This window comes from Mycolicibacterium neoaurum, assembly GCF_036946495.1.
Taxonomy (GTDB): Bacteria; Actinomycetota; Actinomycetes; order Mycobacteriales; family Mycobacteriaceae; genus Mycobacterium; species Mycobacterium neoaurum_B.
Genome location: NZ_JAQIIX010000002.1, coordinates 2,226,441 through 2,248,970 on the forward strand (window position 1 = coordinate 2,226,441; position 22,530 = coordinate 2,248,970).

Genomic DNA, 22,530 nt, shown 5'->3' on the forward strand with positions numbered 1-22,530 from the left:
TACTTTCGAAAGTTCTGACTAGCGGCTGAGAATTTCATACGCCGCCGCAACGAGTTCGGCGTTACCCGGTGCCGTCGACCCGTCGGGTAGCAGCACGGTGTCCTCCAGCCCGATGCGGGTTTGCAATCCCTGCGCGCCCGCGTGCGCGAGCAGCGGCCAGCAGCTGTCGTCGAGGCCGTGCAGCAGCACCGGCGCGGGCGACCCGGCACGACTTACGCGCGCCAACACATCGTCGGCGATCTCGATATCGCCGTCGGGCCCCAGCTCGACCATGACCCGTAGGCAGCGGGCAGCCACGGGAGAATTCGCCCAGGACTCCGCTGCTGCGGCGTGGAAGATGCCGGCCTCCACCCCGATACCCCGGTTCAGCAGTAACAGCGCCAGTTCTTCGGCGCCGGGTTCATCCCAGTTGACCGAGGCGAAATCGGGCAACACCGTCCACGCCTCCACAGTGCGCAACCGCCGATGCGGATCGGGCAGCGCCCAGAACCCGGTCGTCACGCCCAGCGGCAGGCCCGGTGCCGCCTGGCGCACGGCACTCACAGCGGCGGCGACAATCGCCGGTTCCAGCGAATCCACGCCGTCGGCAGTCTTGGGATGAAGGTGCACAGCCATGGCACCGGCACTTTGCGCGGCGACCGCGGCGGCGGCCAGCTGCTTCGGCGATACCGGGAGCCCGGCGTGCTCGTCGGGGGTGCGGGCGCCGTTGATGCAGGCTTTGATGTAGGGCGCTTTGATGCCGGGCTTTGTGGCCATACGCCATTCTGACGGTGCGTCCAAGAGGCGCTTTGTCTCGGGTGAGGTGCGTCTCCTGTGTGCCGGACCATATTGACGCGGGCGCAGCACGCATGTCATGGTCTTCGGGGAATGATCTTGATGTGTGCTCGGCAATGCCTGATTCGCCGAGATGATCATCAGATGACCAGTTCAGTGACTTTTCGGGAGCCTTGACGATGCAGTCAGCTATAGCCAGCGGATTGCTGTGGTTGATGGCGGCAACCTTGCTGATCGGAGCTGTCGGTGCCGTGATCGGCGCCGCGCCTCGGCGGACCCGTTCCCGGACTCCGCGCTCCTGCCCGTGTACCCGAGGCGACTGCTCCTCATGCCCGGCGCGATGGTCGCTGTGACACCGGGTAGCGGCACGCTCGCCCAAGACTGAATTCTCGCAGCCCTCTCCTGGCTAGGCTGACGCGCATGTGCACCCGAGTGATATGGCCGGACGCCGGCGGAGCCGTCCTGGTGGGACGGAACATGGACTTCCACAAGGACCTGATGACCAACCTGTGGAAGCAGCCGCGCGGTGTCACCCGCGACGACGGCGTCACCGGCGCGCTCACCTGGACCTCGAAGTACGGCAGCGTCATCGCCACGGCCTTCGACATCATTTCCGTCGACGGCCTAAACGAGGCCGGTCTGGCCGGTCACGTGCTGTGGCTGGCCGAATCCAACTACGGACAACCCGATTCCGGGCGCACCCAGCTCAGCCAGGCGATCTGGTTGCAGTACTTCCTGGACAACTTCGCCACGGTCGCCGACGCGGTCGACTGGATCGCCGAGACGGACGTGCAGGTCGTCCAGATGGATGACCCCACCGGCGGCAAACCGCCGGCCATCCATCTCGCCCTCGACGACGCCACCGGCGACTCTGCGATCATCGAGTACATCGACGGCAAGGCGCAGGTCTACCACGACCGGGCCTATCGGGTTATGACGAATTCGCCCACCTTCGACCAGCAACTCGAACTGGTCAAGACATTCACCGGACTGGGCGGCACCGAGCCGCTGCCCGGCTCGACAGAGGCCGCCGCCCGCTTCGCCAGGGCCAGCTACTACGCGAGCCGGCTTCCGCAACCCGCCGGTCAGGTCGATGCGATTGCGGCCATGCTGTCGGTGATCCGAAATGCCGCCCAACCCTTCCGGGTCCCGGATCCGGGCAAACCCGATGCGTCGCAGACGATCTGGCAGGTGGTGCTGGACCTGACCAGGAAGCGCTACGTCTACGAATCGACCACTCGGCCCAATATCGTCTGGGTCGATCTGGCCGATCTGGACTTCAGTGCGGGCAGCCCGCAGCTCAAACTCGACCTCATCGGTGAGCTCGCGGTGCAGGGCGGCATCGCGGGCAACGTCTCGCATCGGTTCGAGGACAAGGGCCCGATGACGTTCCTGTCCATGCAGCTGCTGGATCAGCTGAAGGGTTCCGCTACTCCCCGGTGAACGTAGGGGCGCGCTTACCGAACATCGCGGCGACCGCCTCGCCGAGGTCCTTCGAAGGCAGGAATGCCGAATTCCATGCCGCCACATAGCGAAGGCTCTCCGAGACTCGTGCGATGCGCTGCTGGTCCAGGACGTCCTTGACGCCGTGCACGGTCAGCGGTGGGTTGGCGGCGATCTCGGCGGCGGTGGCGTGCGCTGCGGCCAATGACGCCTCGGCGTCGGCGTGCACATCGTTGACCAGACCGATCTTCTCGGCGCGCGCGGCGTCGATGTCCTTGCCGGTCAACGCGAGTTCGCGCAGATGGCCGTCGGACAGGATCAGCGGAAGGCGGGCCAACGAGCCCACGTCGGCGACGATCGCCAACTTGACCTCACGGACCGAGAACTTGGCATCGGCACTGGCGTAACGGATGTCGACCGCGCTGATCAGATCGACCCCGCCGCCGATGCACCAGCCGTGCACCGAGGCGATGGTGGGGGTGCGGCAGTCGGCGACGGCACTGATGGCCTGCTGCATCGTGAGGATCGTCTTGTGGAAGTCGGCCCGGGCCTTGGCGCCGGCGTCCAGACCGGGCAGGGTGGCCCCCATCGCCGCCAGGTCCAGTCCGTAGCTGAAGTTCTTGCCGGACCCGGTGAGCACGATGGCCCGGACTCCGGCGTCGGCGTCCAGGGTGGCGAACACCTCGGGCATCTCGGCCCAGAAGGCGGGCCCCATCGCGTTGCCCTTGCCGGGGCCGATCAGTGTCACGCGGGCGACGTGATCGGCGATGTCCACGGTCACGGATTCGTAAGCCATGGGTGCAGGCTAACCCCGTCTGCGGATGCCTAGGGGACGGGCCCACCCAGCAGCACCTCGCGCACGGTGCTACCGGTCAGGAACTGGCACACCGCGTCGGCCAGCGACGTGGCGATCTCGATGTTGTCCGGTCCCAGGATGGACTGCTCGCCCTTGAGGATCGCGTTGACGACCGCCTTCTGAGTGGCCTCGTCGAGCTGGTTGTAGTCCGCGCACGTCATCGTCAGCGCATCGGGTGGTGGCGGGACATCCGGAACGTTCGAGCCCCGGGTGGGGAATCCCGGGATGGTGATATCGGGCAAGCCGGGAATCTCCGGTAGACCGGGGATGACCGGGGGACGGGCGCTGGTCGTGGTGGTCAGCGGCGGACCGGGCTCGGTGGTCATCGCAACGGTGCCCTCGGTGGTGCGTCCGCAGCCGGTCAGCAGCCCCAGTGCCATCAGCGCGCTGCCCGCCACCATCGTCGCCCGCGTGGCCATCCCCATCATGACCGCTCACCCCGGATCCACTCCTGCGCGAAGGCGAGGAATGCGTCGTTCTCGTGCGGAGCGGCGACCGTCACCCGAACGCCATCCTGCCCGTAGGGCCGGACCAGGAGCCGGTTGTCGGCGGCGGCATTGGTGAAAGCGTCGGTGCGCCCCGGGATCACCAACCAGACGAAGTTGGCCTGCGAGGGTGGCAACTCGTATCCCATCTCCCGCAGCGTCGCACTCACCCGTGCCCGTTCGGCGACCACCGCGTCGGTGCGGGCCAGCAGCTCGTCGGCGGCGTCCAACGAGGCGATGGCCGCGGCCTGGGAGATGGTGGTCGCGGTGAACGGCACGTACACCTTGCCCAGTGCGGTCACGATGTCCGGGTCGGCGACGGCATAGCCGATGCGCAGACCCGCCAGCCCATAGGCCTTCGAGAAGGTGCGCAGCACAACGACATTCGGGTAACGCCGGACCAGGCCGAGGCTATCGGGCAGTAGGCCGTCGCGGATGTACTCGACGTAGGCCTCGTCGATGACCACCAGGATGTCCGAGCGGACGGCGGCCACGAAGGCCTCCAGCGCGGCGGGGTCGACGACGGTCGAGGTCGGGTTGTTCGGATTGCAGACGAAGATCAGCCGGGTGCGATCGGTGACGGCGGCGAGCATGGCGTCCAGATCGTGGGTGTGGTCCTTCAGCGGCACCGGCACCGGCGTGGCACCCGCGGTGCGGATTTGCAGCGGGTAGATCTCGAAGCTGCGCCACCCGAAGATCACCTCGTCGCCGACGGTCGAGGTGATCTGGACGAGCTGCTGACACAGGCTCACCGACCCGGCACCCACCGAGATGTTCTCCGGGGCGAACTCGACATGCTTGGCCAACCGTTCGCGCAGATCGAGGTAACCGTTGTCGGGGTAGCGGTTGATGCCGGCGGCTGCGGCGCTGATCGCATCCAGCACGCCGGGCAGCGGACCGTCGACGGTTTCGTTGCTGGCGATCTTGATGGCGCCGGGCACCGTGCGACCGGGGGTGTAGGCGGGAAGGTCGGCCAACTCGGGTCGCAGACGGGCGGTCACCCAGCCATTCTAGGGGTGCGCGTACTCGCGCTTTGCCTTCCGCCGTGCAGCCTGTGTAATCTGTGCGCTCGGCGGTTCCGGGGGTCCGGTACCCTCAGATCGTTCAGGAGGCGTGCCAGAGCGGCCGAATGGGACTCACTGCTAATGAGTTGTCCCCCTTACCGGGGACCGGAGGTTCAAATCCTCTCGCCTCCGCCGAGTTTGACCAGCAGTACCGAATTGAATAGCACGACCAGGCGCCCGTAGCTCAACGGATAGAGCATCTGACTACGGATCAGAAGGTTAGGGGTTCGAATCCCTTCGGGCGCACTCAGGCAGTATGCAGTCATGAGTTCTCCGCATCTGGAACGCTGGATCGAGTTCATGACCGATCACGACCCGGCGGTCCTCGACGACCAGCTTGCCGACGACGCCGTCTTCTACTCCCCGGCGGTGTTCACCCCGCAAGAGGGCAAGGCCTTGACGGCCAAGTATCTGAACGCCGCGGCCGAGCTCTTCGGAGATGCCGACTTCCGCTATGTCGAACAGTGGGAGAGCGACCGTTCGGCCATCCTCGCGTTCCAGGCCACCGTCGATGGTGTGACGGTCGACGGTGTCGACATGATCCACTGGAACGACGAGGGCAAGATCGCGTCCTTCAAGGTGATGATCCGGCCGTTGAAGGGTCTGCAGGCCGTCATACCGCGGATGGCGGCGCTTCTTGGGCAGGCCCGGTGATACCGCGTTCGGGCATGGGCAACTCCTCGGCGTAGACCGCCTCGCCGAAGTATGAGCCCTGGGCTACCGCGCAACCGTACCCGCGCAGCAGCTCGGCGGTGTCGGGGTCGGCGACGCCCTCGGCGACGCTGGTGATGCCGAGTGTGTGGGCCAGCGCGATGATCGAGTGCACGATCGCCGCCGCCCTGGTGTTCTCCAGCATCGGCGCGACGAAATGCCGGTCCAGTTTGAGCTCGTCGACCGGGAGGTCGCGCAGATAGCTCATCGTCGCGTAGCCGCTCCCGAAATCGTCGATGGACACCCGGAATCCCGCGGCCCGGAGCTGTTCGATGACGCGGCGCGCCTGGCGCACATTGGCCAGCAGGTAATGCTCGGTGATCTCTATCGTCATCGACGTCGGGGTCAGCCCATGCCGCGCCAGCACCGTGCCGATGCGTTCGGGCAACGTGGCGTCGTCGAACGACGGCGCGAACAGGTTGACCGATACCGGGATCTCGCGGCCGCCGAGCCGATGCCAGGCCGCGGCGTCGCGGGCAGCCTGCTCCACCACCAGGTCGGTCATCGCTCCCATCAATCCGCTGCGACGTATCAGCGGTAGGAACTGATTCGGGGTCAGCACCCCGAGTTCGGGGTGCGGCCACCGCACCAGAGCCTCGACGCCGATCATCTCGCCCGTGGCCAGCGAAATCTGGGGCTGATAGGCCAGTCGGAGCGCCCCGTTGTCGACGACGCGGCGCAACTGTCCGAGCAGTTTGATCTCGGGCACCACGGCCGTGGGCGCGGTGTCCTCGTCCCAGACCGAGCGGGTGCCGGCGACTTCCATGTCCGCGGTGTACACCTGCACACCGCCCACACCGGACCTCTTGGCCACGTACATCGCGATATCGGCCTGTCGCAGGAGCTCTTCGGTGCCGGTCGGCACATCGCTGACCTCACCCACCCAGGCCAGACCGATACTGGGTCGGATGTACACCTCGTGACCACCGAGATCGAAGACCTCGTCGAAGGCGTGGGCCACCGCCGCGGCGATCTCCTCGGCGGATTGCGGACCACCCTCGATGATGACCGCGAACTCGTCACCACCCAGGCGTGCCACGGTATGACCGGAAGGCAAACAGGCGACCAGTCGTCCCGCGATGTCACGTAGCAGCTCGTCCCCGCAGTGGTGTCCCAGGTTGTCGTTGACGAGTTTGAAATCGTCGAGGTCCAGCGAGAGCACCGCCGTCGGCCGGCCGCCGCGGCGTTGGCGGGCGATGGCCTCCTCGAGCCTGGCGGTGAACAGCAGTCGGTTGGCCAGTCCGGTCAGCGGATCCTGGAACGCGTGGGCGGCCACCTCGTCGAGCAGGCGACGGTTTTCGACAAGCACGGTCAGCTGCCGAATCAGGGCGGAGATCACCAGGATCGTCGAACCGAGCAGCACCGGCCGGATGTTCGCGTCGGGCCACAGGTGCACCACCGCCGCGATGACCGCAAAGGGCATGGGCGCGTAGGGCAGCCAGATGATGGTCATCGGCGACGGACGTGGGTCGTCGTGATGGGGTGTCCTGATGTCCTGGGACGACATGTAGGCCCCCGCCGAGACCATCAGCAATCCGGTCACCTTGCTGATGATCGGGAAGACGCTGACGGCGTCGGCATAGTCGTGCATCTGGACGTACACCTCGGCGACCTCACCGAGGGCGATGGCGGCCAGCCCCGTGGTGAACAGACCGAGTACCTGACGCCGCCCAGGCCGGACCACCGTCAGCACCAACATCGACAACGTCACCATGGTGAGCGCCGAGATCGGGTAGACGGCGGTCAGCACGGCGTCCACGGCGCTGCGCTCGCCGACGGTGAAGAGACGATCGAGCACCGCCACCCACACCACGACGAACAACGCCGATGCGATCACCAGGCCGTCCATCAATTGACGAAACAACGACAGCGGATCCAGGGTGGTGCGCAGCAGCCACACCACCACGACGGCCAGCGGTAGTGCGAGATATCCGAGATCAGCCACCGACGGGAACGGCGGCACCTGGTGTAGGAACACGCCGTAGTAGGCATCGACGGTACTTCCGAGGACCCAACCGAGGAACCCGACGGTGAGTGCAGCCCACGCCACTCGGATGCTCCCGCGGCCAGAAATTGCGGCAGCAACCGTGCACGCGCACGTCGCTGCGCAGAACGCAACGAACCCGAGCGACCCGACGGTTGCCGTTACCTGCGGTCCGCCCCAACCGAGAATCAACCAGCAAACGAACAGCAGGTAAACCGCCACACCTGTGGCGTAACCGAAGTTCGTTCTGGAAGCGGGCATTACATGCAGTTTAGAGCGAATTTTGGCTGTTGAGACGGCGTTTCGAGGCAGTCCCTCCAGCAACTCGCTTCACGGGAGTTGCGCTACCCTCGTACCGGTGCGGCTGCTGCTGATCTCCGACACCCATCTGCCCTCCCGGGCGCGCGATATGCCGGCCGAGGTGTGGGCCGCGGTGGACGACGCCGATGTCGTGTTCCATGCCGGCGATTGGATGGAAGTCGACCTGTTGGACCGGTTGTCCGAGCGGTCGCGGCGGTTGGTCGCGTGCTGGGGCAACAATGACGGCGACGAGTTGCGGGCGCGGCTGCCCGAACGTGCCAACGTCGTCCTGGACGGACTGCGCTTCACCGTGACGCACGAGACCGGAGCGGCGGCCGGGCGGGACAATCGCATGGCGCGCACCTATCCCGATACCGACGTCCTGGTGTTCGGGCACAGCCACATCCCGTGGGACTCGACCGTCGACAAGCCCGGCGGCGGGGCACTTCGACTGCTCAACCCAGGCTCACCGACCGACCGCCGTCGGCAGCCGCATTGCACCTATATGACGGCCGAACTGTCCGACGGTGAGCTGGGCGCGGTGGCACTGCACAAACTGGTCCGTTAGCGCTCGCGCGGCGCGCCCGCGTGGCAGTCTCACGCATATGAACGCCAAGCCACCCAGCGATGTGATCGCCGCTGCCAACCGTGCGCACCGGGACACCCTGCCTTTCGAGGACAGTCGCGATTTCGTGGACGCCGACCGTGGCTTCATCGGGGCGCTGGAGCCCGGTGTGGTCACGGGAGCCGGCGGGAAGGTCGTGTGGGACAACGACAGTTACGGGTTCCTGGCGGCCGACGCGCCGGACAGCGTGCACCCCAGTCTGTGGCGGCAGTCGCAGCTCTGCATCAAACAGGGACTCTACGAAGTGGTCGAGGGCATCTATCAGGTGCGCGGCCTCGATCTGTCCAACATCAGTTTCATCGAAGGCGACACCGGAGTGATCGTCATCGATCCGCTGGTGTCCACCGAGACCGCGGCGGCCGCGCTGGGCCTCTACCGGGCGCACCGCGGCGAGCGCGTCGTCACCGCGGTCATCTACACCCACAGCCACGTCGACCATTTCGGCGGCGTACTCGGGGTGACCAACCAGGCCGATGTCGACGCCGGGCGCGTGCAGGTGCTGGCGCCCGAGGGGTTCGTCGAACACGCCGTGCAGGAAAACGTCTACGCGGGCACGGCGATGACGCGCCGGGCGGCCTATATGTACGGTGCGGTGCTGGCGCGTGGGCCGCAAGGGCAGGTGGGGTGTGGACTCGGCCAGGCACCGTCGCTGGGCGAGGTAGCCATGATCGTCCCCACCATCGATGTGCGCAGCACCGGTGAGACCCACACCGTCGACGGTGTGCAGATCGAGTTCCAGATGGCCCCGGGTACCGAGGCCCCTGCCGAGATGCACTTCTATTTCCCGCAATTCCGTGCGTTGTGCATGGCCGAGAACGCCACCCACAACCTGCACAACCTGCTCACCCTGCGCGGTGCCCTGGTACGCGATCCGCACGGCTGGGCCGGGTACCTGACCGAAGCCATCGACTCGTTCGCAGACCGAACCGACGTCGTCTTCGCCTCCCACCACTGGCCCACCTGGGGGCGCGAGAACATCGTCGAATACCTCTCGCTGCAACGGGATCTGTACGCCTATCTGCACGACCAGACGTTGCGACAGCTGAACCAGGGATTCACCGGTATCGAGATCGCCGAGACGTTCCGGATGCCGCCTGCGTTGGAGAAGGCCTGGCACACCCACGGGTACTACGGTTCGGTCAGCCACAACGTCAAGGCGGTCTACCAGCGCTACATGGGCTGGTTCGACGGCAACCCCGCCCGGCTCTGGCAGCACCCGCCCGAGGCGGCCGGCCCGCGCTATGTCGAGGCGATGGGCGGGCTGGACCGGGTGGTCGAGATCGCCCGCGCCGCCTTCGATTCAGGTGATTACCGTTGGGCGGCAACCCTGTTGGATCATGCCATCTTCACCGACCAACATCACTCGGCGGCGCGCGAGCTGTATGCCGACACCCTCGAGCAGCTGGCCTATGGAGCCGAGAACGCGGTGTGGCGGAACTTCTTCCTCTCCGGGGCAACCGAGCTGCGGGATGGCAACTTCGGTACCCCGACCACGACGACGGCGCCCACCATGATCGCCCAACTGAGCCCCGAGCAGATCTTCGACACCCTGGCCATCAGCGTCGACGGACCGCGGGCCTGGGATCTGGACCTGACCCTGGACGTGACGTTCGTCGACCTGGGTGCCGATTACCGGCTGACACTGCGCAACGGCGTGCTGGTGCACCGCCGCGTCGCCGCCGATCCGGCGACGGCGACGGCCACCGTCACCTTCGCGACCAAGGGCAGGCTATTGGCCTTCGCCGCCGGCGACCGCGACTCGCCGGGGGTGGAGTTCACCGGCGACGCCGGGGCGCTGGGCACCCTGCTCGGGGTGCTCGACCGGCCCGACCCGAACTTCGACATCATCACGCCATAGTCGCGCGGGCGACGGTCGGTCAGATCGTCGGCCGTCGCCCGCCATATGGTGTCGTGGTGCAATTGCTTCTGGTCCGGCACGCGCTGCCGTTACGCAGCGAGCCCGGTGCGGGTTCCGATCCCGATCTGTCCGCTGACGGTATCGCCCAGGCGGCGCGACTGCCCGCGGCGCTCACCCGTTTCGCGATCACCCGGCTGGTCAGTAGCCCCCAGCGGCGTGCGCAGCAGACCGCGCAGCCGGTGGCTGACGCGCTGGGGCTGTCTGTCGACATCGACGAGCGACTCGCCGAGTACGACTACGGGTTGTCGCACTACACGCCGATCGAACAGGCCTCCAAGGAGGATCTGCAGCGGTTGATCAACGGCCAGCTCCCCGGCGACGTCGATCCCGAGGCATTCCAGGCCAGGATCTGGGCGGGCATCGAGGACATCATCGCCGGCTCGGGCCATGACGACACGGTTGCCCTCTTCAGCCACGGTGGCGTCATCAACGCGGTGGTGCACCGGGTCATGAAGACCGAGCGGTTGTTGTCGGTCCAGGTGGACTATGCCGGTGTCACCCGGGTGCTGTCCTCGCGCAGCGGCCGACTGTCGGTGGCGGCGATCAACAGCACCGAACACGTATGGGATCTGCTGCCGCGAAATGCGCAGTGGTAAACATTTCGCGTGACCAATCTTGACGGCCTGGACCTCGACGCCCTCGATCGCCATCTTCGTGCCGAGGGCATCGCCCGCGCCGGTGAGCTGCGCGCCGAACTGCTTTCCGGCGGACGTTCGAATCTGACCTTCCGGGTCTGGGATGACGAGTCCGCCTGGGTGCTGCGCCGTCCGCCGCTGCACGGTCTGACCCCGTCCGCCCATGACATGGCCCGTGAGTACAAGGTGGTCGCCGCACTGGCCGGGACCGCCGTGCCGGTGGCCCGGGCGGTCACTATGCGCAATGACGACTCGGTGCTGGGCGCCCCGTTCCAGATGGTCGAAAATGTCGACGGCAATGTGGTCCGCAGCGCGGCGGAACTGGAGGCGCTGCAGCAGGCCGGCGGGGCCGGAGTGATCGACGGATGTGTGACGTCGTTGATCACGGCGCTGGCCGACCTGCATGCCGTCGACCCCGAGGCCGTCGGGCTCGGAGACTTCGGCCGCGCCGAGGGCTACCTGGAACGGCAGGTGCGCCGCTGGGGCTCGCAATGGGAGCATGTGCGACTCGCCGACGACACCCGTGACGGTGATGTCACCCGATTGCATTCGGCTCTGGCGGAACGCATTCCGGCCAGTCCGCGGGCGTCCATCGTGCACGGGGACTACCGCATCGACAACACCATCCTGGACGCCTCGGACCCCACCGTGGTGCGGGCGGTGCTCGACTGGGAGCTGTCCACACTCGGCGATCCGCTCTCGGACGCGGCCCTGATGTGTGTGTACCGCAACCCCAGTTTCGACGATGTCCTCGGCATGCGCGCGGCATGGACGTCGCCGCTGCTGCCGTCGGCCGACGAACTCGCGCAGCGTTATGCGGTGGCCAGCGGTCAGGAATTGCAGAACTGGGATTTCTACATGGCCCTGGCCTACTTCAAGATCGCCATCATCGCCGCGGGCATCGATTTCCGTGCAAGGGAGAGCGGTGACACCAACGGCGGCGTCGGTGCCGCGGTGGCCCCGCTGCTCGCCGAGGGGCTGAAACTGATCTAGAGCCGACCTAGGTCACGCGCCGGGCGGCTTTGAGGTTCTTGCGCGCGGCGATACGCAGCTGGACGATGCGCGCCGCGCCCACCAGGACCGCGAGCAACCCGCCGCCGACCGCGGCGAGCAGCAGTGCCACCCCCAGCGGCAGCGTCCAGTTCCAGCCGAGGAAGTGGAAGGTGCCCTGATCGGTGTTCTGGGCGATGAAGATCAGCAGCACGATCAGCACCAGGAAACCGATGATCAGGGAGGTCCACAGGGCCGCCGCCCTGGTGAATTTGACGTTGTCCTCGGGTGGGGGGACCGGCTCCGACGTGCCGATGGGTGGGTTCGGCTGCTCTGCGTCGTACGGCAGCGCGTTCGGGTCGGTCGTCATGGTCTTATCTTGCCCCCTACGCGGCGTTGGCAAACCACCTCACGGTGAATCAAAGCGCGGCATGTCGTGGCGACGCCGGTTAATGTCGAAGGAATTGCCAGGCGTCACACAGCCACCTGAGGGGACGGTATGCGCTGCAGGAAACGGTTCACTGTCTTCATAGCAGCGTTGCTCACCCTGGTGAGTGCGGGCTGCGGGAGTTCCAATCCGCTCGGCGGTGGGGAGATATCGGGGGATCTGAAGACCATCGCGGTCGGCTCGGCCGATTTCACCGAGTCGAAGATCATCGCCGAGATCTACGCACAGGCGCTGGAGGCCAACGGCTTCAACATCAGTCGGCAGTTCGGCATCGGCAGCCGGGAGACCTACATCCCGGCGGTGCAGGATCATTCGATCGATCTGATCCCGGAGTACACCGGCAATCTGTTGCAGTACTTCGACAAGGAGGCGACCGCCACCACCTCCGATGAGGTGCTGCTGGGATTGCTGCGCGCCCTTCCGGGTGATCTGGCGATCCTGTATCCCTCACCGGCCGAGGACAAGGACACCCTGGCGGTGTCCGAGAACATCGCCAGGGAATGGAATCTGAAGACCATCGCCGATCTCGCGGCCCGCTCGCCCGAGGTGAAAGTCGGTGGGCCGTCGGAGTTTCAGACCCGCCAGACCGGTCTGGTGGGATTGCAGCAGAAGTACGGACTCGAGATCGCCCCCGCCAACTTCATCGCGATCAGTGACGGCGGCGGACCGGCCACGGTACAAGCGCTGACGAACGGTACGGTCACCGCGGCCAATATCTTCAGCACCTCCCCGGCGATCGAGAAGAACAATCTCGTGGTGCTCGAAGATCCGGAGAACGTCTTCCTGGCCGCCAATGTGGTGCCGCTGGTGGCCTCGCAGAAGATGTCGAACGAGCTCAAGACGGTCCTCGATGCCGTCAGCGCCAAGCTCAGCACCGAGGCCCTGATCGAGTTGAACGGATCGGTGGAGGGGAATTCGGGTGTCGACCCCGACGAGGCCGCGCAGAAGTGGATCGCCGGCAACGGATTCGACCAGCCCCTGCCGGGGAAGTGAGTGAGCCGATGATCACCTTCACCTCGGTCACCAAGACCTACGCCGATGGCACCGTCGCGGTCGATGATCTGACCCTCGACATTCCCGAGGGCACGCTCGCCGCGTTCGTCGGACCCTCCGGGTGTGGCAAGACCACCTCCATGCGGATGATCAACCGGATGATCGATCCCACCTCCGGCACGCTGACGGTCAGCGGGGAAGACGTCACCAAGGTCGATCCGGTGAAGTTGCGACTGGGCATCGGCTACGTCATCCAGAGCGCCGGGCTGATGCCGCATCAGCGGGTGGTCGACAACGTCGCGACTGTCCCGGTGCTCAAGGGCCAGTCGCGACGTGAGGCGCGCAAGGCCGCGCTCGGCGTGCTGGAACGTGTCGGCCTGGATCCCAAGCTGGCGCAACGCTATCCGGCGCAGCTCTCCGGCGGCCAGCAGCAGCGTGTCGGGGTGGCTCGCGCACTGGCCGCAGACCCGCCCATCCTGCTGATGGATGAACCGTTCAGTGCGGTGGACCCGGTCGTACGTGAGGAACTGCAGACCGAGATCCTACGGCTGCAGAGTGAACTGCGCAAGACCATCGTCTTCGTCACCCACGATATCGATGAGGCGCTCAAGCTCGGGGACAAGGTCGCGGTGTTCGGCCGCGGCGGTGTCCTGCAGCAATTCGATCCGCCACAGCGCCTGTTGTCCAATCCGGCAAACGATTTCGTCGCCGGATTCGTCGGCGCCGACCGCGGCTACCGCGGTCTACAGTTCCTGCGCCACAGTGGCCTGCCACTGCACGATATCCAGCACGTCGGTGAACCCGGTATCGACGCACTCGATCTCGCACCGGGGCAATGGGCGCTGGTCACCAAACCCGGTGGTGAGCCCTACGGCTGGATCAACGCCGAGGGCGTGGCCCTGCACCGCGGCGGAAGTTCGCTCTACGACAGCACCATCGCCGGTGGCTCGCTGTTCCGGCCCGACGGCACGCTGCGGCTGGCGTTGGACGCGGCGCTGTCCTCACCGGCGGGTCTCGGTGTCGCCGTGGACGAGAACGACCAGGTGCTCGGCGGAATCCGCGCCGAGGATGTGCTGGCCGCCATCGACGATGAGCGCAAGCGGCGGACCGGGTAGATGCAGTATCTGCTCACCCACCTCGACAACGCGTGGACGCTGACGCTGATCCATCTGCGGCTGTCCCTGGTGCCGATCGTGCTCGGATTGCTGATCGCGGTGCCCATCGGTGCGCTGGTGCAGCGCACCACCGTGCTGCGCCGGGTCAGCACGGTCACCGCCAGCATCATCTTCACCATCCCCTCGCTGGCGCTGTTCGTCGTGCTGCCGCTGATCATCCCGACCCGCATCCTCGACGAGGCCAACGTCATCGTGGCGCTGACGCTCTACACGACCGCGCTGCTGGTCCGTGCGGTGCCGGAGGCGTTGGATGCCGTCCCGCCCGCGGTGCGTGACGCGGCCACCGCCGTCGGTTACCGACCCTTCACCCGGGTGGTGAAAGTCGAACTCCCGTTGTCCATCCCGATCCTCGTCGCCAGCCTGCGGGTGGTCGCGGTGACCAACATCTCGATGGTGTCGGTGGGTTCGGTGATCGGCATCGGCGGGCTGGGCACGTGGTTCACCGAGGGGTACCAGGCCAACAAGAGCGGCCAGATCATCGCGGGCATCATCGCGATCTTCGTCCTGGCGGTGGTGGTCGACACCCTGATCCTGTTGGCGGGCAAGGCGATCACCCCGTGGACCCGAGCGAAGGCCGGTGCAGTATGAATTTCCTGCACGAGGCGCTGGCGTTCATCTTCACAGCGCAGAACTGGACGGGGCCTGCCGGTCTCGGGATCAGGATCGTCGAGCACCTGCAGTACACCGGTATCGCGGTGGTGTTCTCGGCCTTGATCGCGGTGCCCATCGGCCTGATCATCGGACATACCGGACGCGGCACCTTCCTGGTGGTCACCGGAGTCAACGCGTTGCGCGCCCTGCCAACGCTCGGTGTATTGCTGCTCGGGGTGCTGTTGTGGGGGCTAGGGCTCATCCCGCCGACGGTCGCGCTGATGCTGTTGGGCATCCCGCCGCTGCTGGCGGGCACGTACTCGGGGATCGCGGCCGTCGAACCGTCGGTGGTCGACGCCGCCCGGGCGATGGGGATGACCGAACGCCAGGTGCTGTTCCGGGTCGAGGTGCCCAACGCGCTGCCGCTCATCGTCGGCGGTCTGCGCACCGCGACGCTGCAGATCGTGGCGACCGCCACGGTGGCCGCCTACGCCAGCCTTGGTGGCCTCGGCCGGTACCTGATCGACGGGATCAAGGTACGAGAGTTCTACCTCGCCCTGGTGGGTGCGTTGATGGTCACCTTGCTGGCCCTGGTGCTCGATGCGCTGCTGGCCGCCGCGGTGTGGCTGTCCCAACCCGGCGCCGACCGGTTCGCCAAGTCCACCGAGCTGCCCCAGCCACTGCTCGACGACGAGGTGGCGTTGGAATCCTCCAACGTGGCTACGGAGCCCCGGGGCCGTCGCATACGGTATGAGGGTGACTGAACCAGCCGAAGCCTGGCCCGCGATCCTGACCTGGAGAGCACACGATGTGCCGAGGATGGAGTCGGTACGGATACAGCTTTCCGGTAATCGGATCAAGGCGTATGGCCGCATCGTGTCGGCCGCCACCTCGACCGATCCTGCCTTCAGCGCCTCCTATGACCTGGTCACCGACGAAGTGGGCGCCACCAAGAGGCTGTCACTGACGATGACGCTGGCCGAGCGCGAACGCCAGCTTTCCATCGCCCGCGACGAGGAGGGCATGTGGCTGGTCCGCGATCACCAGAACCAGACCAGTCGCGCCGCCTTCGACGGAGCGCTCGATGTGGACGTGGTGTTCAGCCCGTTCTTCAACGCGCTGCCGATCCGACGCAACGAACTGCACAAGGGCGGCCCCGAGTCGCTGACCCTGCCGGTGGTCTATGTGCGGCTGCCGGAGCTCAGCGTGGAGCTGGAGAACATCACCTACACCCGTGAGACTGATGGCTTCGGACTGAAATCGCCGGTCGCCGAAACCACCGTCACCGTCGACCAGGACGGGTTCATCCTCGACTACCCAGGACTGGCAGCGCGGATCTGATCACTCCGCCGGCCCGCCCGGCGGCGGCCAGTTCGTCCCGCCACTGCGGGGCACCGATGGTGACATGCAAGATGTCGGGTCTGCGGAAGCTGTCGTAGCGAACCCGGGCGGCGTGTCCGGACTCGACCAGCGCGGCCACCGAGGTGTGCGTGCGCAGGTGGTCGCGCGCGTCGGTGAGCATTTCGATGGCCCGATCCAGGCCGGTGGCCAGGTGGTCGGCGTTGGCCTCGCACATGGCGCGCACCAGATCGGGTGCGGTCGCCGCGACCCGCGTGCCGTCCCGGAACGACCCGGCGGCCAGCGCGAAGGCCAGCGGGACGTCGGCCGCGGTCACGGCCAGCGTCTCGGCCAGCAGATGCGGCAGATGCGAGATGGCGGCCGCGGCGGCGTCATGCTCGTCGGACCGCGCAGGCACCACGACGGCACCGCACTCCAGGGCCAGCCGCATGACCTGAGCGAAGACGGTCGGGTCGACGTTATCGTCGACGCTGATCACCCACGGGGCGTCGACGAACAGGCCCGCGTCACCGGCAGACCAGCCCGAGTGCGCGGTGCCGGTCATCGGGTGCCCACCCACAAAACGGGATCGCAGACCGGCCTTCTCCACCGCGGCCAGCACTGCGCCCTTGACGCTGATCACATCGGTCAGCGCGCAGCCCGGTGCGACGGTGCGGATGTGGTCGAGCATGCCGGCCAGTGCCGGCATCGGCACGGCAAGCACGATCAGCGCATCGGTGTTTGCGGCACGCTCAAGGGCGTCGTCGAGGTTGGTGGTGGCATCGAATCCGTCGGCTCGCGCGGCACCCACCCCGTCGATCGACCGGTTGTACCCGAACACGGTGCGACCGGCCGCAGTGGCGGCCCGCACCACCGAGCCGCCGATCAGTCCAAGGCCCAGCACGCATACCGGTGTGTCGGTCACCGCTCTAGGTTGGCACATGGTTGATGGGGACTGGCTGTGACCGCTGGTCAAGCACTTGGTGGACGACTAGCGTAAGCGGCCATGGGAGCACAACGGGCCACCGCACAACAGGCAGCCGAACTGCCGGGCGGGTTCGGCGTCGCGGTCGTCCGGGAGGACGGCAAGTGGCGGTGTACGGCCCTGCGCAGGACGGCGTTGAACAGCTTGACCGCGGCCGAGACCGAGCTCCGTGAGCTGCGCAGTGCCGGTGCGGTGTTCGGTCTGCTCGACGTCGACGAGGAGTTCCTGATCATTCTTCGGCCCGCCCCGGCGGGCACGCGCTTGTTGCTCTCCGACGCCACCGCTGCGCTGGATTACGACATCGCCGCCGAGGTCCTCGACACCCTCGATGCCGATATCGACGACGAGGACCTGGAGGACACGGACCCATTCGAGGAGGGCGATCTCGGGCTGCTGGCCGATATCGGCCTGCCCGAAGGTGTACTCGGGGTGATCATCGCCGACGAGGAATCCGAGATCGAAGAGCAGATCACGGCGATCGCCGAGCGGATGGGCTTCGCCGTGGAACTGTCGGCGGTGCTGGACAAACTCGGTCGGTGAGCTCCGACAGCGAGCTGATCCGGCAAGCGCTGGAGGCGGCCCGGCTGGCCGGGCCCGACGATATCCCGATCGGGGCAGTGGTGTTCGGTCCCGACGGGTCGGAGCTGGCCCGTGCGGCCAATGCGCGCGAGGTCCTCGGCGACCCCACCGCACACGCGGAGATCCTGGCTATGCGGGCGGCGACGCAAGTGTTGGGCGACGGCTGGCGGCTGACCGACTGCATCCTGGCCGTCACCGTCGAGCCGTGCACGATGTGCGCGGGTGCGCTGGTGATGGCGCGGGTCGGCCGGCTGGTGTTCGGGGCGTGGGAGCCCAAGACCGGCGCCGTGGGGTCGCTGTGGGATGTGGTGCGCGACCGGCGGCTGACGCACCGTCCGCAGGTGCGCGGCGGGGTGCTGGAACGCGAATGTGCGGCGCCGCTGGAGGAGTTCTTCGCGCGGCATCGTTGAGGTCGTGCTCTTCGAGCTCGCGCCGAGACGACGGTTTATCACGTGATCGGGTCCGTTTTTCGCCAAAACCCGTCGTCTCGGCACGCGATTAGGGCTCACGGCGACTGCCCGGTAAGCTTCCCGCCGGTGGCGTGTCCGAGCGGCCTAAGGAGCACGCCTCGAAAGCGTGTGACGGGTAACCCCCGTCCGAGGGTTCAAATCCCTCCGCCACCGCCATAGCCCCGATCCTGCTGACGCAGGTGAGGGGCTGTTTCATGCTCAGGCCGCGAAGTCGGCCCGGATCCGTTCCAGCGTGCGACGGCATTTGTTGCTCATGATGGGATTGCTGTCCACGTAGTACCAGACCGCGCCCATGGCCTGTTGGAACGCCCAACCGCGACCACGTTGCCATTCGTCGTCATCGCAGCCCAGGTACGCCCGCATCAGCTCGCGACGGCGGTCGTCGAGCAGGTGCCAGGCGCTCACCAGGTCCAGTGCGGGATCGGCCGCTGCGAACCCGCCTACGTCGAGCACGCCGGCGAGACGACCGTCGACGGTCAGCACGTTGGGCGGGATCAAGTCCCCATGGGTCATCACATCCGGGGAGTCGCCGCGAGGCAGCACGCGTATCTCTTCCCAGATCGCCTGCAAGGTCGACACATCGAGCAAGCCTTCACTATTGGTCAGGCACAGCTGCATCCATTCGTCATGGGATCCCAGCTCGCCACCGCGTCCATTTCCGGCATAGGTGCGTCCGCGGGTGTTAATGGCGCGGACCGCGAGGATGAACTCGGCCAGATCGGCGGCGAAGACATCGGAACGAGAGCAGCTGTCCGCGGTCGCGGGGTCACCGGGCAACCAGGTGAACACCGACCATGGCAGGGGATAGCCCGCGCCGGGTTCGCCGATCGCCAGCGGAGCCGGCGTGGCCACGGGCGTACGGCCGCTCAGCTCCCGTGCCGCTTCGGCTTCGTGCTCAAGGTCGTGCCGCACCGCCTCGACATCACCATCGGGCTCCAACGGAAACCGGGTGACGACGTGGTCTCCGATCCGGAAGATGGCGTTGACGGTTCCCGCCCCGGAAACCGGCTCGACGGGCAGACCCGCCCACTACGGGAACTGCTCGGCGATCAGTCTGCCGACCGTGAGCGGCGAGACCGTCAGTTGGCCGGGGTGCACGTTCAGACGGCGACGGTGACGGTGGTGGGTACCGATCGCCCGAGCACCACTCCGTACGCAGTGCCATCGGGCGTGCTGATCGGCAGGGTCGACCCGGGCACCAGATCGTCACCGTTATCGGTGTCGCCGTCGAACCAATCGTTGAACCACTCGGCGCTGAGCTGCCAGACCGCAGGCGGGTTCTGCGGCTGAGGGAAGCCGGCCAGCACCGAAGCGAGGAACTGCACGATCGGGTTGCCGCCGCGCATCGAGTCCATGTGGACCCCGCCCGCCAGTACGACACCGTTGAACCGCCCGGGCCGTGCCTCGTTCAGCGATTCGTTGATATTGCTGATGAAGTTGAAGAGATTGGGCGGAGCGCCGATCTCGCGGACCGGGATGTAGCGTCCGGTGGCGTCCTCGTAGGCCTGCAACTTGGCCAATGCGTCCGGCATGACCGAGCCGGTGGGCACGCCGTCCAGGGTGATCACCCCGACGAGATCATCGGCGGCGCCCTTGTCCACGAGATATCCCGCGACGGCGCCGACCAGCTGACCGCCGGCGGAATGCCCGGCCAGGCCGAACTTCTGGGGCAGCACTCCCACGTAACCGGCGTCGCGGGCACTGTCGTTGAGGGCGGTTCGTTCCCCGACGAACAGCTCGGCGATGTTGTTCCACATGCCCGCGCCGTTGAGCCAGGCGTCGTCGTCTGCGAAGAAGTTCGACGACAGCGTGGGCGTGACGACGATGCTGTTGGTGCGGACCGCCAACTCGGCGGCGGTGTAGCTGTACATCGGTGCCAGCGCGAAGAAACCGTGCTGTAGCAGGATCAACCGGTCCGGCTGCTGCGCGCCCTCGGGCACGTCGGGGAAGTACCAGTTCGCCTGCACCCGTTGGCCATTGGCAAGCAGGATGGTGGATGTGCGCACCGTGACCGGGCTGTTGACCGGAACCGCGGGTGGGCCGGTCAGCAGTGCCTCGAGCGCCTGGATGGTGTTGAACACCAACGACCCGACGCCCTTGATGAGATTTTCGGTCAGGCCCTGCAGCCACCGCAGCAGGTTAGGTGACGAGGGGGCGAAGGCGCGTTCGGCGGGCGGCTGCTCGACCACGACCGCCATGGACACGGCCGGGGCTTCGGTCACCTGTGCCGTCGCGCCGTCGCGGTTGGGGCTGCGATCGGGTGTCGCGGCGGCCTCGGTCACCAACGGAGCCGAAGGTTCGGTCTTCGTGGTGGTGCCGGTCTCGTTCTCGGCGGACGTGCTGTGCTCGGCGTCCACGACGACGGGGGTGCTGATGCTCGGTATCACCGCGGCGGGTCGTGTCTTTTTCCCGAGCACGATTTCTGTCTCGGCGGCGTCGTTCGGGGGTGTCTTCTCGTGGTCCTCGAGGGTGGCCTCATGCTCGGCCTCGGCCTCGAGTTCGGGCTTCAGTTCCGGTTCGGTCTCATGCTTGGACCCACCCGGTGTCGTGCTGTCGGCCTTGTCGTCGGTCTCGGTCTTGTCGGTCGACGTCGACTCGGCGCGAGATTCCGGCGTCGTGTCGGTCTTTGTGCGCGGCGTACTGTCGTTGGCCGGACTCGATGCCGACCCGGGGCCCGCCCCGCCGGACGTATCGTCGGCGACTGCGGCACCGGCACCGGCGAGCACCGCGGCCGACACCCCCGCCGACAACAGGCCGGCACTCACCCACGCCGAAAGCCGCTCCATGAAGACCCCTGACCCTGTGCTCACCGAACCGTCTCGAATATTGACACTGGCGACAGCGTAACCGAGCAGTTTCGAGCAACGGCCATACTCGAAGATCGACGAAGGGAATCACCCCATGAGGGCTGTCAGTTGTAAGGCCGGCGAACTGTCGGTGATCGAGATGCCGGCACCACGACCCGCCGCCGGTCAGTTGCTGCTCGACGTGCGTCGTTGCGGAATCTGCGGGTCCGACATCCACGCGAAGGATCACGCCGATGAACTGACCGAGGTCATGGCCGCCGTCGGATATCCGGATTTCATGAACAGTTCCACGCCGGTCGTACTCGGCCACGAATTCTGCGGCACGGTCGTGGAAAAGGGTCGCGGAGTTGCCAAGGAATTCAAGTCCGGCACCACCGTGGTGTCCTTCCCACTGGTGCGCGCGGCGGGCGGTGTGCACCTGACCGGACTCTCACCACTGGCCCCCGGCGGTTACGCAGAACAGGTGCTCGCCGAGGCATCGATGACGTTCGTGGTGCCCAACGGTTTGGATGTCGACACCGCGGCCCTCACCGAGCCGATGGCTGTCGCGCTGCATGCCGTACGACGCAGCGACATCAGCCGCCGAGACACTGCCGTCGTCATCGGCTGCGGCCCGGTCGGCCTGGCCGTGATCTGTCACCTGAAGGCCAAGGGGGTAGGCACGATCATCGCCAGTGACTTCTCCCCGGGCCGCCGTGCCTTGGCCGCCAAATGCGGGGCCCACGTGGTGGTGGACCCGGCCGTCGAGTCGCCCTATGAACGTTTCGACCGGCAGAAGGGCGTGATCACCGCGGCGCCGCAGTTGTACGAACTGGGTGTCGGGTCGATGGAGAAGCTGCGCAAGGTGCCGGGCTGGTCACATCTCTACCGGCTCGCGGAGTCGTTCGGCGCGGCCGGGCCGAAGCGTCCTGTGGTGTTCGAGTGCGTTGGTGTGCCGGGAATGATCGACGGTGTGCTGGCGGCCGCGCCGGTGCAGTCCCGGGTGGTCGTCGTCGGTGTGTGCATGGGCGAGGACCGTTTTCGTCCGACGTTGGCCATCGGCAAAGAGATCGACGTGCGCTTCGTGTTCGGCTACACACCGCTGGAATTTCACGACACCCTCAACCTGTTGGCGGAGGGCAAGGTCGATGCGTCGGCGCTGGTGACCGGGACCGTCGGTCTCGACGGAGTCGAGGCGGCCTTCAACGCGCTGGGTGATCCGGAATCGCACGCCAAGATTCTCATCGACCCCACCAGTTCGGCAGTCGAACCCGGTTAGTCGGATCGTCGAAATCTGTTCACTCCCGGTTTTTTCGGGTGGAACCGGTGTGTCGTCACAGGTGTGTCACAGTGGCCCCATCATGCGTCAAACCAAGCGAA

The 22,530-nt window shown here is 66.6% G+C and carries 23 protein-coding genes and 3 tRNA genes; 17 read left to right on the plus strand and 9 right to left on the minus strand.

The window, feature by feature from the left end:
• Positions 1–18: 18 nt before the first annotated feature.
• Positions 19–756, minus strand: coding sequence for a 3-keto-5-aminohexanoate cleavage protein (locus PGN27_RS15985; protein WP_335326996.1), 738 nt, complete (start codon positions 754–756; stop codon positions 19–21).
• A 438-nt stretch (positions 757–1,194) separates the two neighbouring features.
• Between PGN27_RS15985 and PGN27_RS15990 the strand changes: the two genes are divergently transcribed.
• A complete protein-coding gene (locus tag PGN27_RS15990) occupies positions 1,195–2,217 on the plus strand; it encodes a bile salt hydrolase (protein WP_335326997.1) in 1,023 nt (340 codons plus the stop codon).
• Here the strand turns inward: PGN27_RS15990 and PGN27_RS15995 are convergent.
• Genes PGN27_RS15995 through hisC form a run of 3 tightly spaced genes read right to left on the minus strand, consistent with a single transcriptional unit; the run spans position 2,204 to position 4,559 of the window.
• Entirely contained in the window at positions 2,204–3,013 is an 810-nt protein-coding gene (locus tag PGN27_RS15995) for a crotonase/enoyl-CoA hydratase family protein (RefSeq protein WP_335326999.1), read from the minus strand. The genes PGN27_RS15990 and PGN27_RS15995 overlap by 14 nt on opposite strands.
• Positions 3,014–3,042: 29 nt before the next feature.
• Positions 3,043–3,498, minus strand: a complete 456-nt coding sequence (locus tag PGN27_RS16000; protein ID WP_335328746.1) for a DUF3558 domain-containing protein — start codon at positions 3,496–3,498, stop codon at positions 3,043–3,045.
• The gene (gene hisC / locus PGN27_RS16005) at positions 3,498–4,559 is read right to left on the minus strand and encodes a histidinol-phosphate transaminase (protein ID WP_335327000.1); all 1,062 of its coding nucleotides are present in this window, start codon (positions 4,557–4,559) and stop codon (positions 3,498–3,500) included. The genes PGN27_RS16000 and hisC overlap by 1 nt, the downstream gene beginning before the upstream one ends.
• 106 nt (positions 4,560–4,665) lie before the next feature.
• Between hisC and PGN27_RS16010 the strand changes: the two genes are divergently transcribed.
• The 3 genes from PGN27_RS16010 to PGN27_RS16020 all read left to right on the plus strand — a co-directional run bounded on the left by PGN27_RS16010 (position 4,666) and on the right by PGN27_RS16020 (position 5,276).
• Positions 4,666–4,754: transfer RNA gene (locus PGN27_RS16010), tRNA-Ser, on the plus strand.
• 41 nt (positions 4,755–4,795) lie between these two features.
• A tRNA-Arg gene (locus tag PGN27_RS16015) sits at positions 4,796–4,868 on the plus strand.
• An 18-nt stretch (positions 4,869–4,886) separates the two neighbouring features.
• Complete coding sequence (locus PGN27_RS16020; protein ID WP_335327001.1) at positions 4,887–5,276, plus strand: nuclear transport factor 2 family protein; 390 nt, start codon at positions 4,887–4,889, stop codon at positions 5,274–5,276.
• Here PGN27_RS16020 and PGN27_RS16025 read toward each other — a convergent pair.
• On the minus strand, positions 5,236–7,383 hold the full coding sequence (locus PGN27_RS16025; RefSeq protein WP_335327002.1) for a putative bifunctional diguanylate cyclase/phosphodiesterase: 2,148 nt from the start codon (positions 7,381–7,383) through the stop codon (positions 5,236–5,238). The two genes, PGN27_RS16020 and PGN27_RS16025, sit on opposite strands and share 41 nt — an antisense overlap.
• Positions 7,384–7,675: 292 nt before the next feature.
• On the opposite strand from PGN27_RS16025, the gene PGN27_RS16030 reads away from it, so the two are divergent.
• Genes PGN27_RS16030 through PGN27_RS16045 form a run of 4 tightly spaced genes read left to right on the plus strand, consistent with a single transcriptional unit; the run spans position 7,676 to position 11,788 of the window.
• Positions 7,676–8,185, plus strand: coding sequence for a metallophosphoesterase family protein (locus tag PGN27_RS16030; protein ID WP_335327003.1), 510 nt, complete (start codon positions 7,676–7,678; stop codon positions 8,183–8,185).
• A gap of 37 nt (positions 8,186–8,222) precedes the next feature.
• Positions 8,223–10,100: an alkyl/aryl-sulfatase gene (locus PGN27_RS16035; protein WP_335327004.1), complete on the plus strand. Its 1,878-nt coding sequence runs from the start codon at positions 8,223–8,225 to the stop codon at positions 10,098–10,100.
• Between the two features lie 56 nt (positions 10,101–10,156).
• Positions 10,157–10,756, plus strand: a complete 600-nt coding sequence (locus PGN27_RS16040; RefSeq protein WP_335327005.1) for a histidine phosphatase family protein — start codon at positions 10,157–10,159, stop codon at positions 10,754–10,756.
• A 9-nt stretch (positions 10,757–10,765) separates the two neighbouring features.
• The gene (locus PGN27_RS16045; protein WP_335327006.1) at positions 10,766–11,788 is read left to right on the plus strand and encodes a phosphotransferase family protein; all 1,023 of its coding nucleotides are present in this window, start codon (positions 10,766–10,768) and stop codon (positions 11,786–11,788) included.
• Between the two features lie 7 nt (positions 11,789–11,795).
• Here PGN27_RS16045 and PGN27_RS16050 read toward each other — a convergent pair whose 3' ends face one another.
• Entirely contained in the window at positions 11,796–12,155 is a 360-nt protein-coding gene (locus PGN27_RS16050) for a LapA family protein (protein WP_335327007.1), read from the minus strand.
• A 129-nt stretch (positions 12,156–12,284) separates the two neighbouring features.
• Here PGN27_RS16050 and PGN27_RS16055 point away from each other — a divergent pair, with 129 nt between their 5' ends.
• The 5 genes from PGN27_RS16055 to PGN27_RS16075 are packed head-to-tail and all read left to right on the plus strand — an operon-like array spanning position 12,285 to position 16,333.
• Entirely contained in the window at positions 12,285–13,226 is a 942-nt protein-coding gene (locus tag PGN27_RS16055) for an ABC transporter substrate-binding protein (protein WP_335327008.1), read from the plus strand.
• An 8-nt stretch (positions 13,227–13,234) separates the two neighbouring features.
• Positions 13,235–14,341 (plus strand): ABC transporter ATP-binding protein, encoded by a 1,107-nt coding sequence (locus PGN27_RS16060; protein WP_335327009.1) that lies wholly within the window; start codon positions 13,235–13,237, stop codon positions 14,339–14,341.
• Positions 14,342–14,989, plus strand: a complete 648-nt coding sequence (locus PGN27_RS16065) for an ABC transporter permease (RefSeq protein WP_335327010.1) — start codon at positions 14,342–14,344, stop codon at positions 14,987–14,989.
• The gene (locus PGN27_RS16070) at positions 14,986–15,756 is read left to right on the plus strand and encodes an ABC transporter permease (protein WP_335327011.1); all 771 of its coding nucleotides are present in this window, start codon (positions 14,986–14,988) and stop codon (positions 15,754–15,756) included. The genes PGN27_RS16065 and PGN27_RS16070 overlap by 4 nt, the downstream gene beginning before the upstream one ends.
• The gene (locus tag PGN27_RS16075) at positions 15,749–16,333 is read left to right on the plus strand and encodes a putative glycolipid-binding domain-containing protein (protein ID WP_418888606.1); all 585 of its coding nucleotides are present in this window, start codon (positions 15,749–15,751) and stop codon (positions 16,331–16,333) included. Before PGN27_RS16070 ends, PGN27_RS16075 begins: the two co-directional genes overlap by 8 nt.
• Here the strand turns inward: PGN27_RS16075 and PGN27_RS16080 are convergent.
• Entirely contained in the window at positions 16,296–17,273 is a 978-nt protein-coding gene (locus tag PGN27_RS16080) for a prephenate dehydrogenase (protein ID WP_335327013.1), read from the minus strand. The genes PGN27_RS16075 and PGN27_RS16080 overlap by 38 nt on opposite strands.
• A gap of 63 nt (positions 17,274–17,336) precedes the next feature.
• Here PGN27_RS16080 and PGN27_RS16085 point away from each other — a divergent pair, with 63 nt between their 5' ends.
• The 3 genes from PGN27_RS16085 to PGN27_RS16095 all read left to right on the plus strand — a co-directional run bounded on the left by PGN27_RS16085 (position 17,337) and on the right by PGN27_RS16095 (position 18,520).
• Positions 17,337–17,855 carry a tRNA adenosine deaminase-associated protein gene (locus PGN27_RS16085; RefSeq protein ID WP_335327014.1) on the plus strand — a complete coding sequence of 173 codons (519 nt, stop codon included), beginning with the start codon at positions 17,337–17,339 and terminating at the stop codon, positions 17,853–17,855.
• Positions 17,852–18,304: a nucleoside deaminase gene (locus PGN27_RS16090; protein ID WP_335327015.1), complete on the plus strand. Its 453-nt coding sequence runs from the start codon at positions 17,852–17,854 to the stop codon at positions 18,302–18,304. The genes PGN27_RS16085 and PGN27_RS16090 overlap by 4 nt, the downstream gene beginning before the upstream one ends.
• Before the next feature lie 125 nt (positions 18,305–18,429).
• Positions 18,430–18,520, plus strand: a tRNA-Ser gene (locus tag PGN27_RS16095).
• A 42-nt stretch (positions 18,521–18,562) separates the two neighbouring features.
• On the opposite strand, the gene PGN27_RS16100 is transcribed toward PGN27_RS16095, so the two are convergent.
• Positions 18,563–19,384: an aminoglycoside phosphotransferase family protein gene (locus tag PGN27_RS16100; RefSeq protein ID WP_335328747.1), complete on the minus strand. Its 822-nt coding sequence runs from the start codon at positions 19,382–19,384 to the stop codon at positions 18,563–18,565.
• Positions 19,385–19,464: 80 nt separating this feature from the next.
• Positions 19,465–21,174: an alpha/beta hydrolase gene (locus PGN27_RS16105; protein WP_335327016.1), complete on the minus strand. Its 1,710-nt coding sequence runs from the start codon at positions 21,172–21,174 to the stop codon at positions 19,465–19,467.
• Between the two features lie 91 nt (positions 21,175–21,265).
• On the opposite strand from PGN27_RS16105, the gene PGN27_RS16110 reads away from it, so the two are divergent.
• Entirely contained in the window at positions 21,266–22,429 is a 1,164-nt protein-coding gene (locus PGN27_RS16110) for a zinc-binding dehydrogenase (RefSeq protein ID WP_241474216.1), read from the plus strand.
• Positions 22,430–22,530 lie beyond the last annotated feature (101 nt).

Excerpts from the sequence above, each read along its gene's own strand:
- PGN27_RS16110 (WP_241474216.1), top strand. The coding sequence starts at position 21,266 with ATGAGGGCTGTCAGTTGTAAGGCCGGCGAACTGTCGGTGATCGAGATG.
- PGN27_RS15990 (WP_335326997.1), top strand. The coding sequence starts at position 1,195 with ATGTGCACCCGAGTGATATGGCCGGACGCCGGCGGAGCCGTCCTGGTG.
- PGN27_RS16035 (WP_335327004.1), top strand. The coding sequence starts at position 8,223 with ATGAACGCCAAGCCACCCAGCGATGTGATCGCCGCTGCCAACCGTGCG.
- PGN27_RS16065 (WP_335327010.1), top strand. The coding sequence starts at position 14,342 with ATGCAGTATCTGCTCACCCACCTCGACAACGCGTGGACGCTGACGCTG.
- PGN27_RS16000 (WP_335328746.1), bottom strand. The coding sequence starts at position 3,498 with ATGGGGATGGCCACGCGGGCGACGATGGTGGCGGGCAGCGCGCTGATG.
- PGN27_RS16060 (WP_335327009.1), top strand. The coding sequence starts at position 13,235 with ATGATCACCTTCACCTCGGTCACCAAGACCTACGCCGATGGCACCGTC.
- PGN27_RS16020 (WP_335327001.1), top strand. The coding sequence starts at position 4,887 with ATGAGTTCTCCGCATCTGGAACGCTGGATCGAGTTCATGACCGATCAC.
- PGN27_RS16055 (WP_335327008.1), top strand. The coding sequence starts at position 12,285 with ATGCGCTGCAGGAAACGGTTCACTGTCTTCATAGCAGCGTTGCTCACC.
- PGN27_RS16070 (WP_335327011.1), top strand. The coding sequence starts at position 14,986 with ATGAATTTCCTGCACGAGGCGCTGGCGTTCATCTTCACAGCGCAGAAC.
- PGN27_RS15995 (WP_335326999.1), bottom strand. The coding sequence starts at position 3,013 with ATGGCTTACGAATCCGTGACCGTGGACATCGCCGATCACGTCGCCCGC.
- PGN27_RS16085 (WP_335327014.1), top strand. The coding sequence starts at position 17,337 with ATGGGAGCACAACGGGCCACCGCACAACAGGCAGCCGAACTGCCGGGC.
- PGN27_RS15985 (WP_335326996.1), bottom strand. The coding sequence starts at position 756 with ATGGCCACAAAGCCCGGCATCAAAGCGCCCTACATCAAAGCCTGCATC.
- PGN27_RS16050 (WP_335327007.1), bottom strand. The coding sequence starts at position 12,155 with ATGACGACCGACCCGAACGCGCTGCCGTACGACGCAGAGCAGCCGAAC.
- PGN27_RS16080 (WP_335327013.1), bottom strand. The coding sequence starts at position 17,273 with ATGTGCCAACCTAGAGCGGTGACCGACACACCGGTATGCGTGCTGGGC.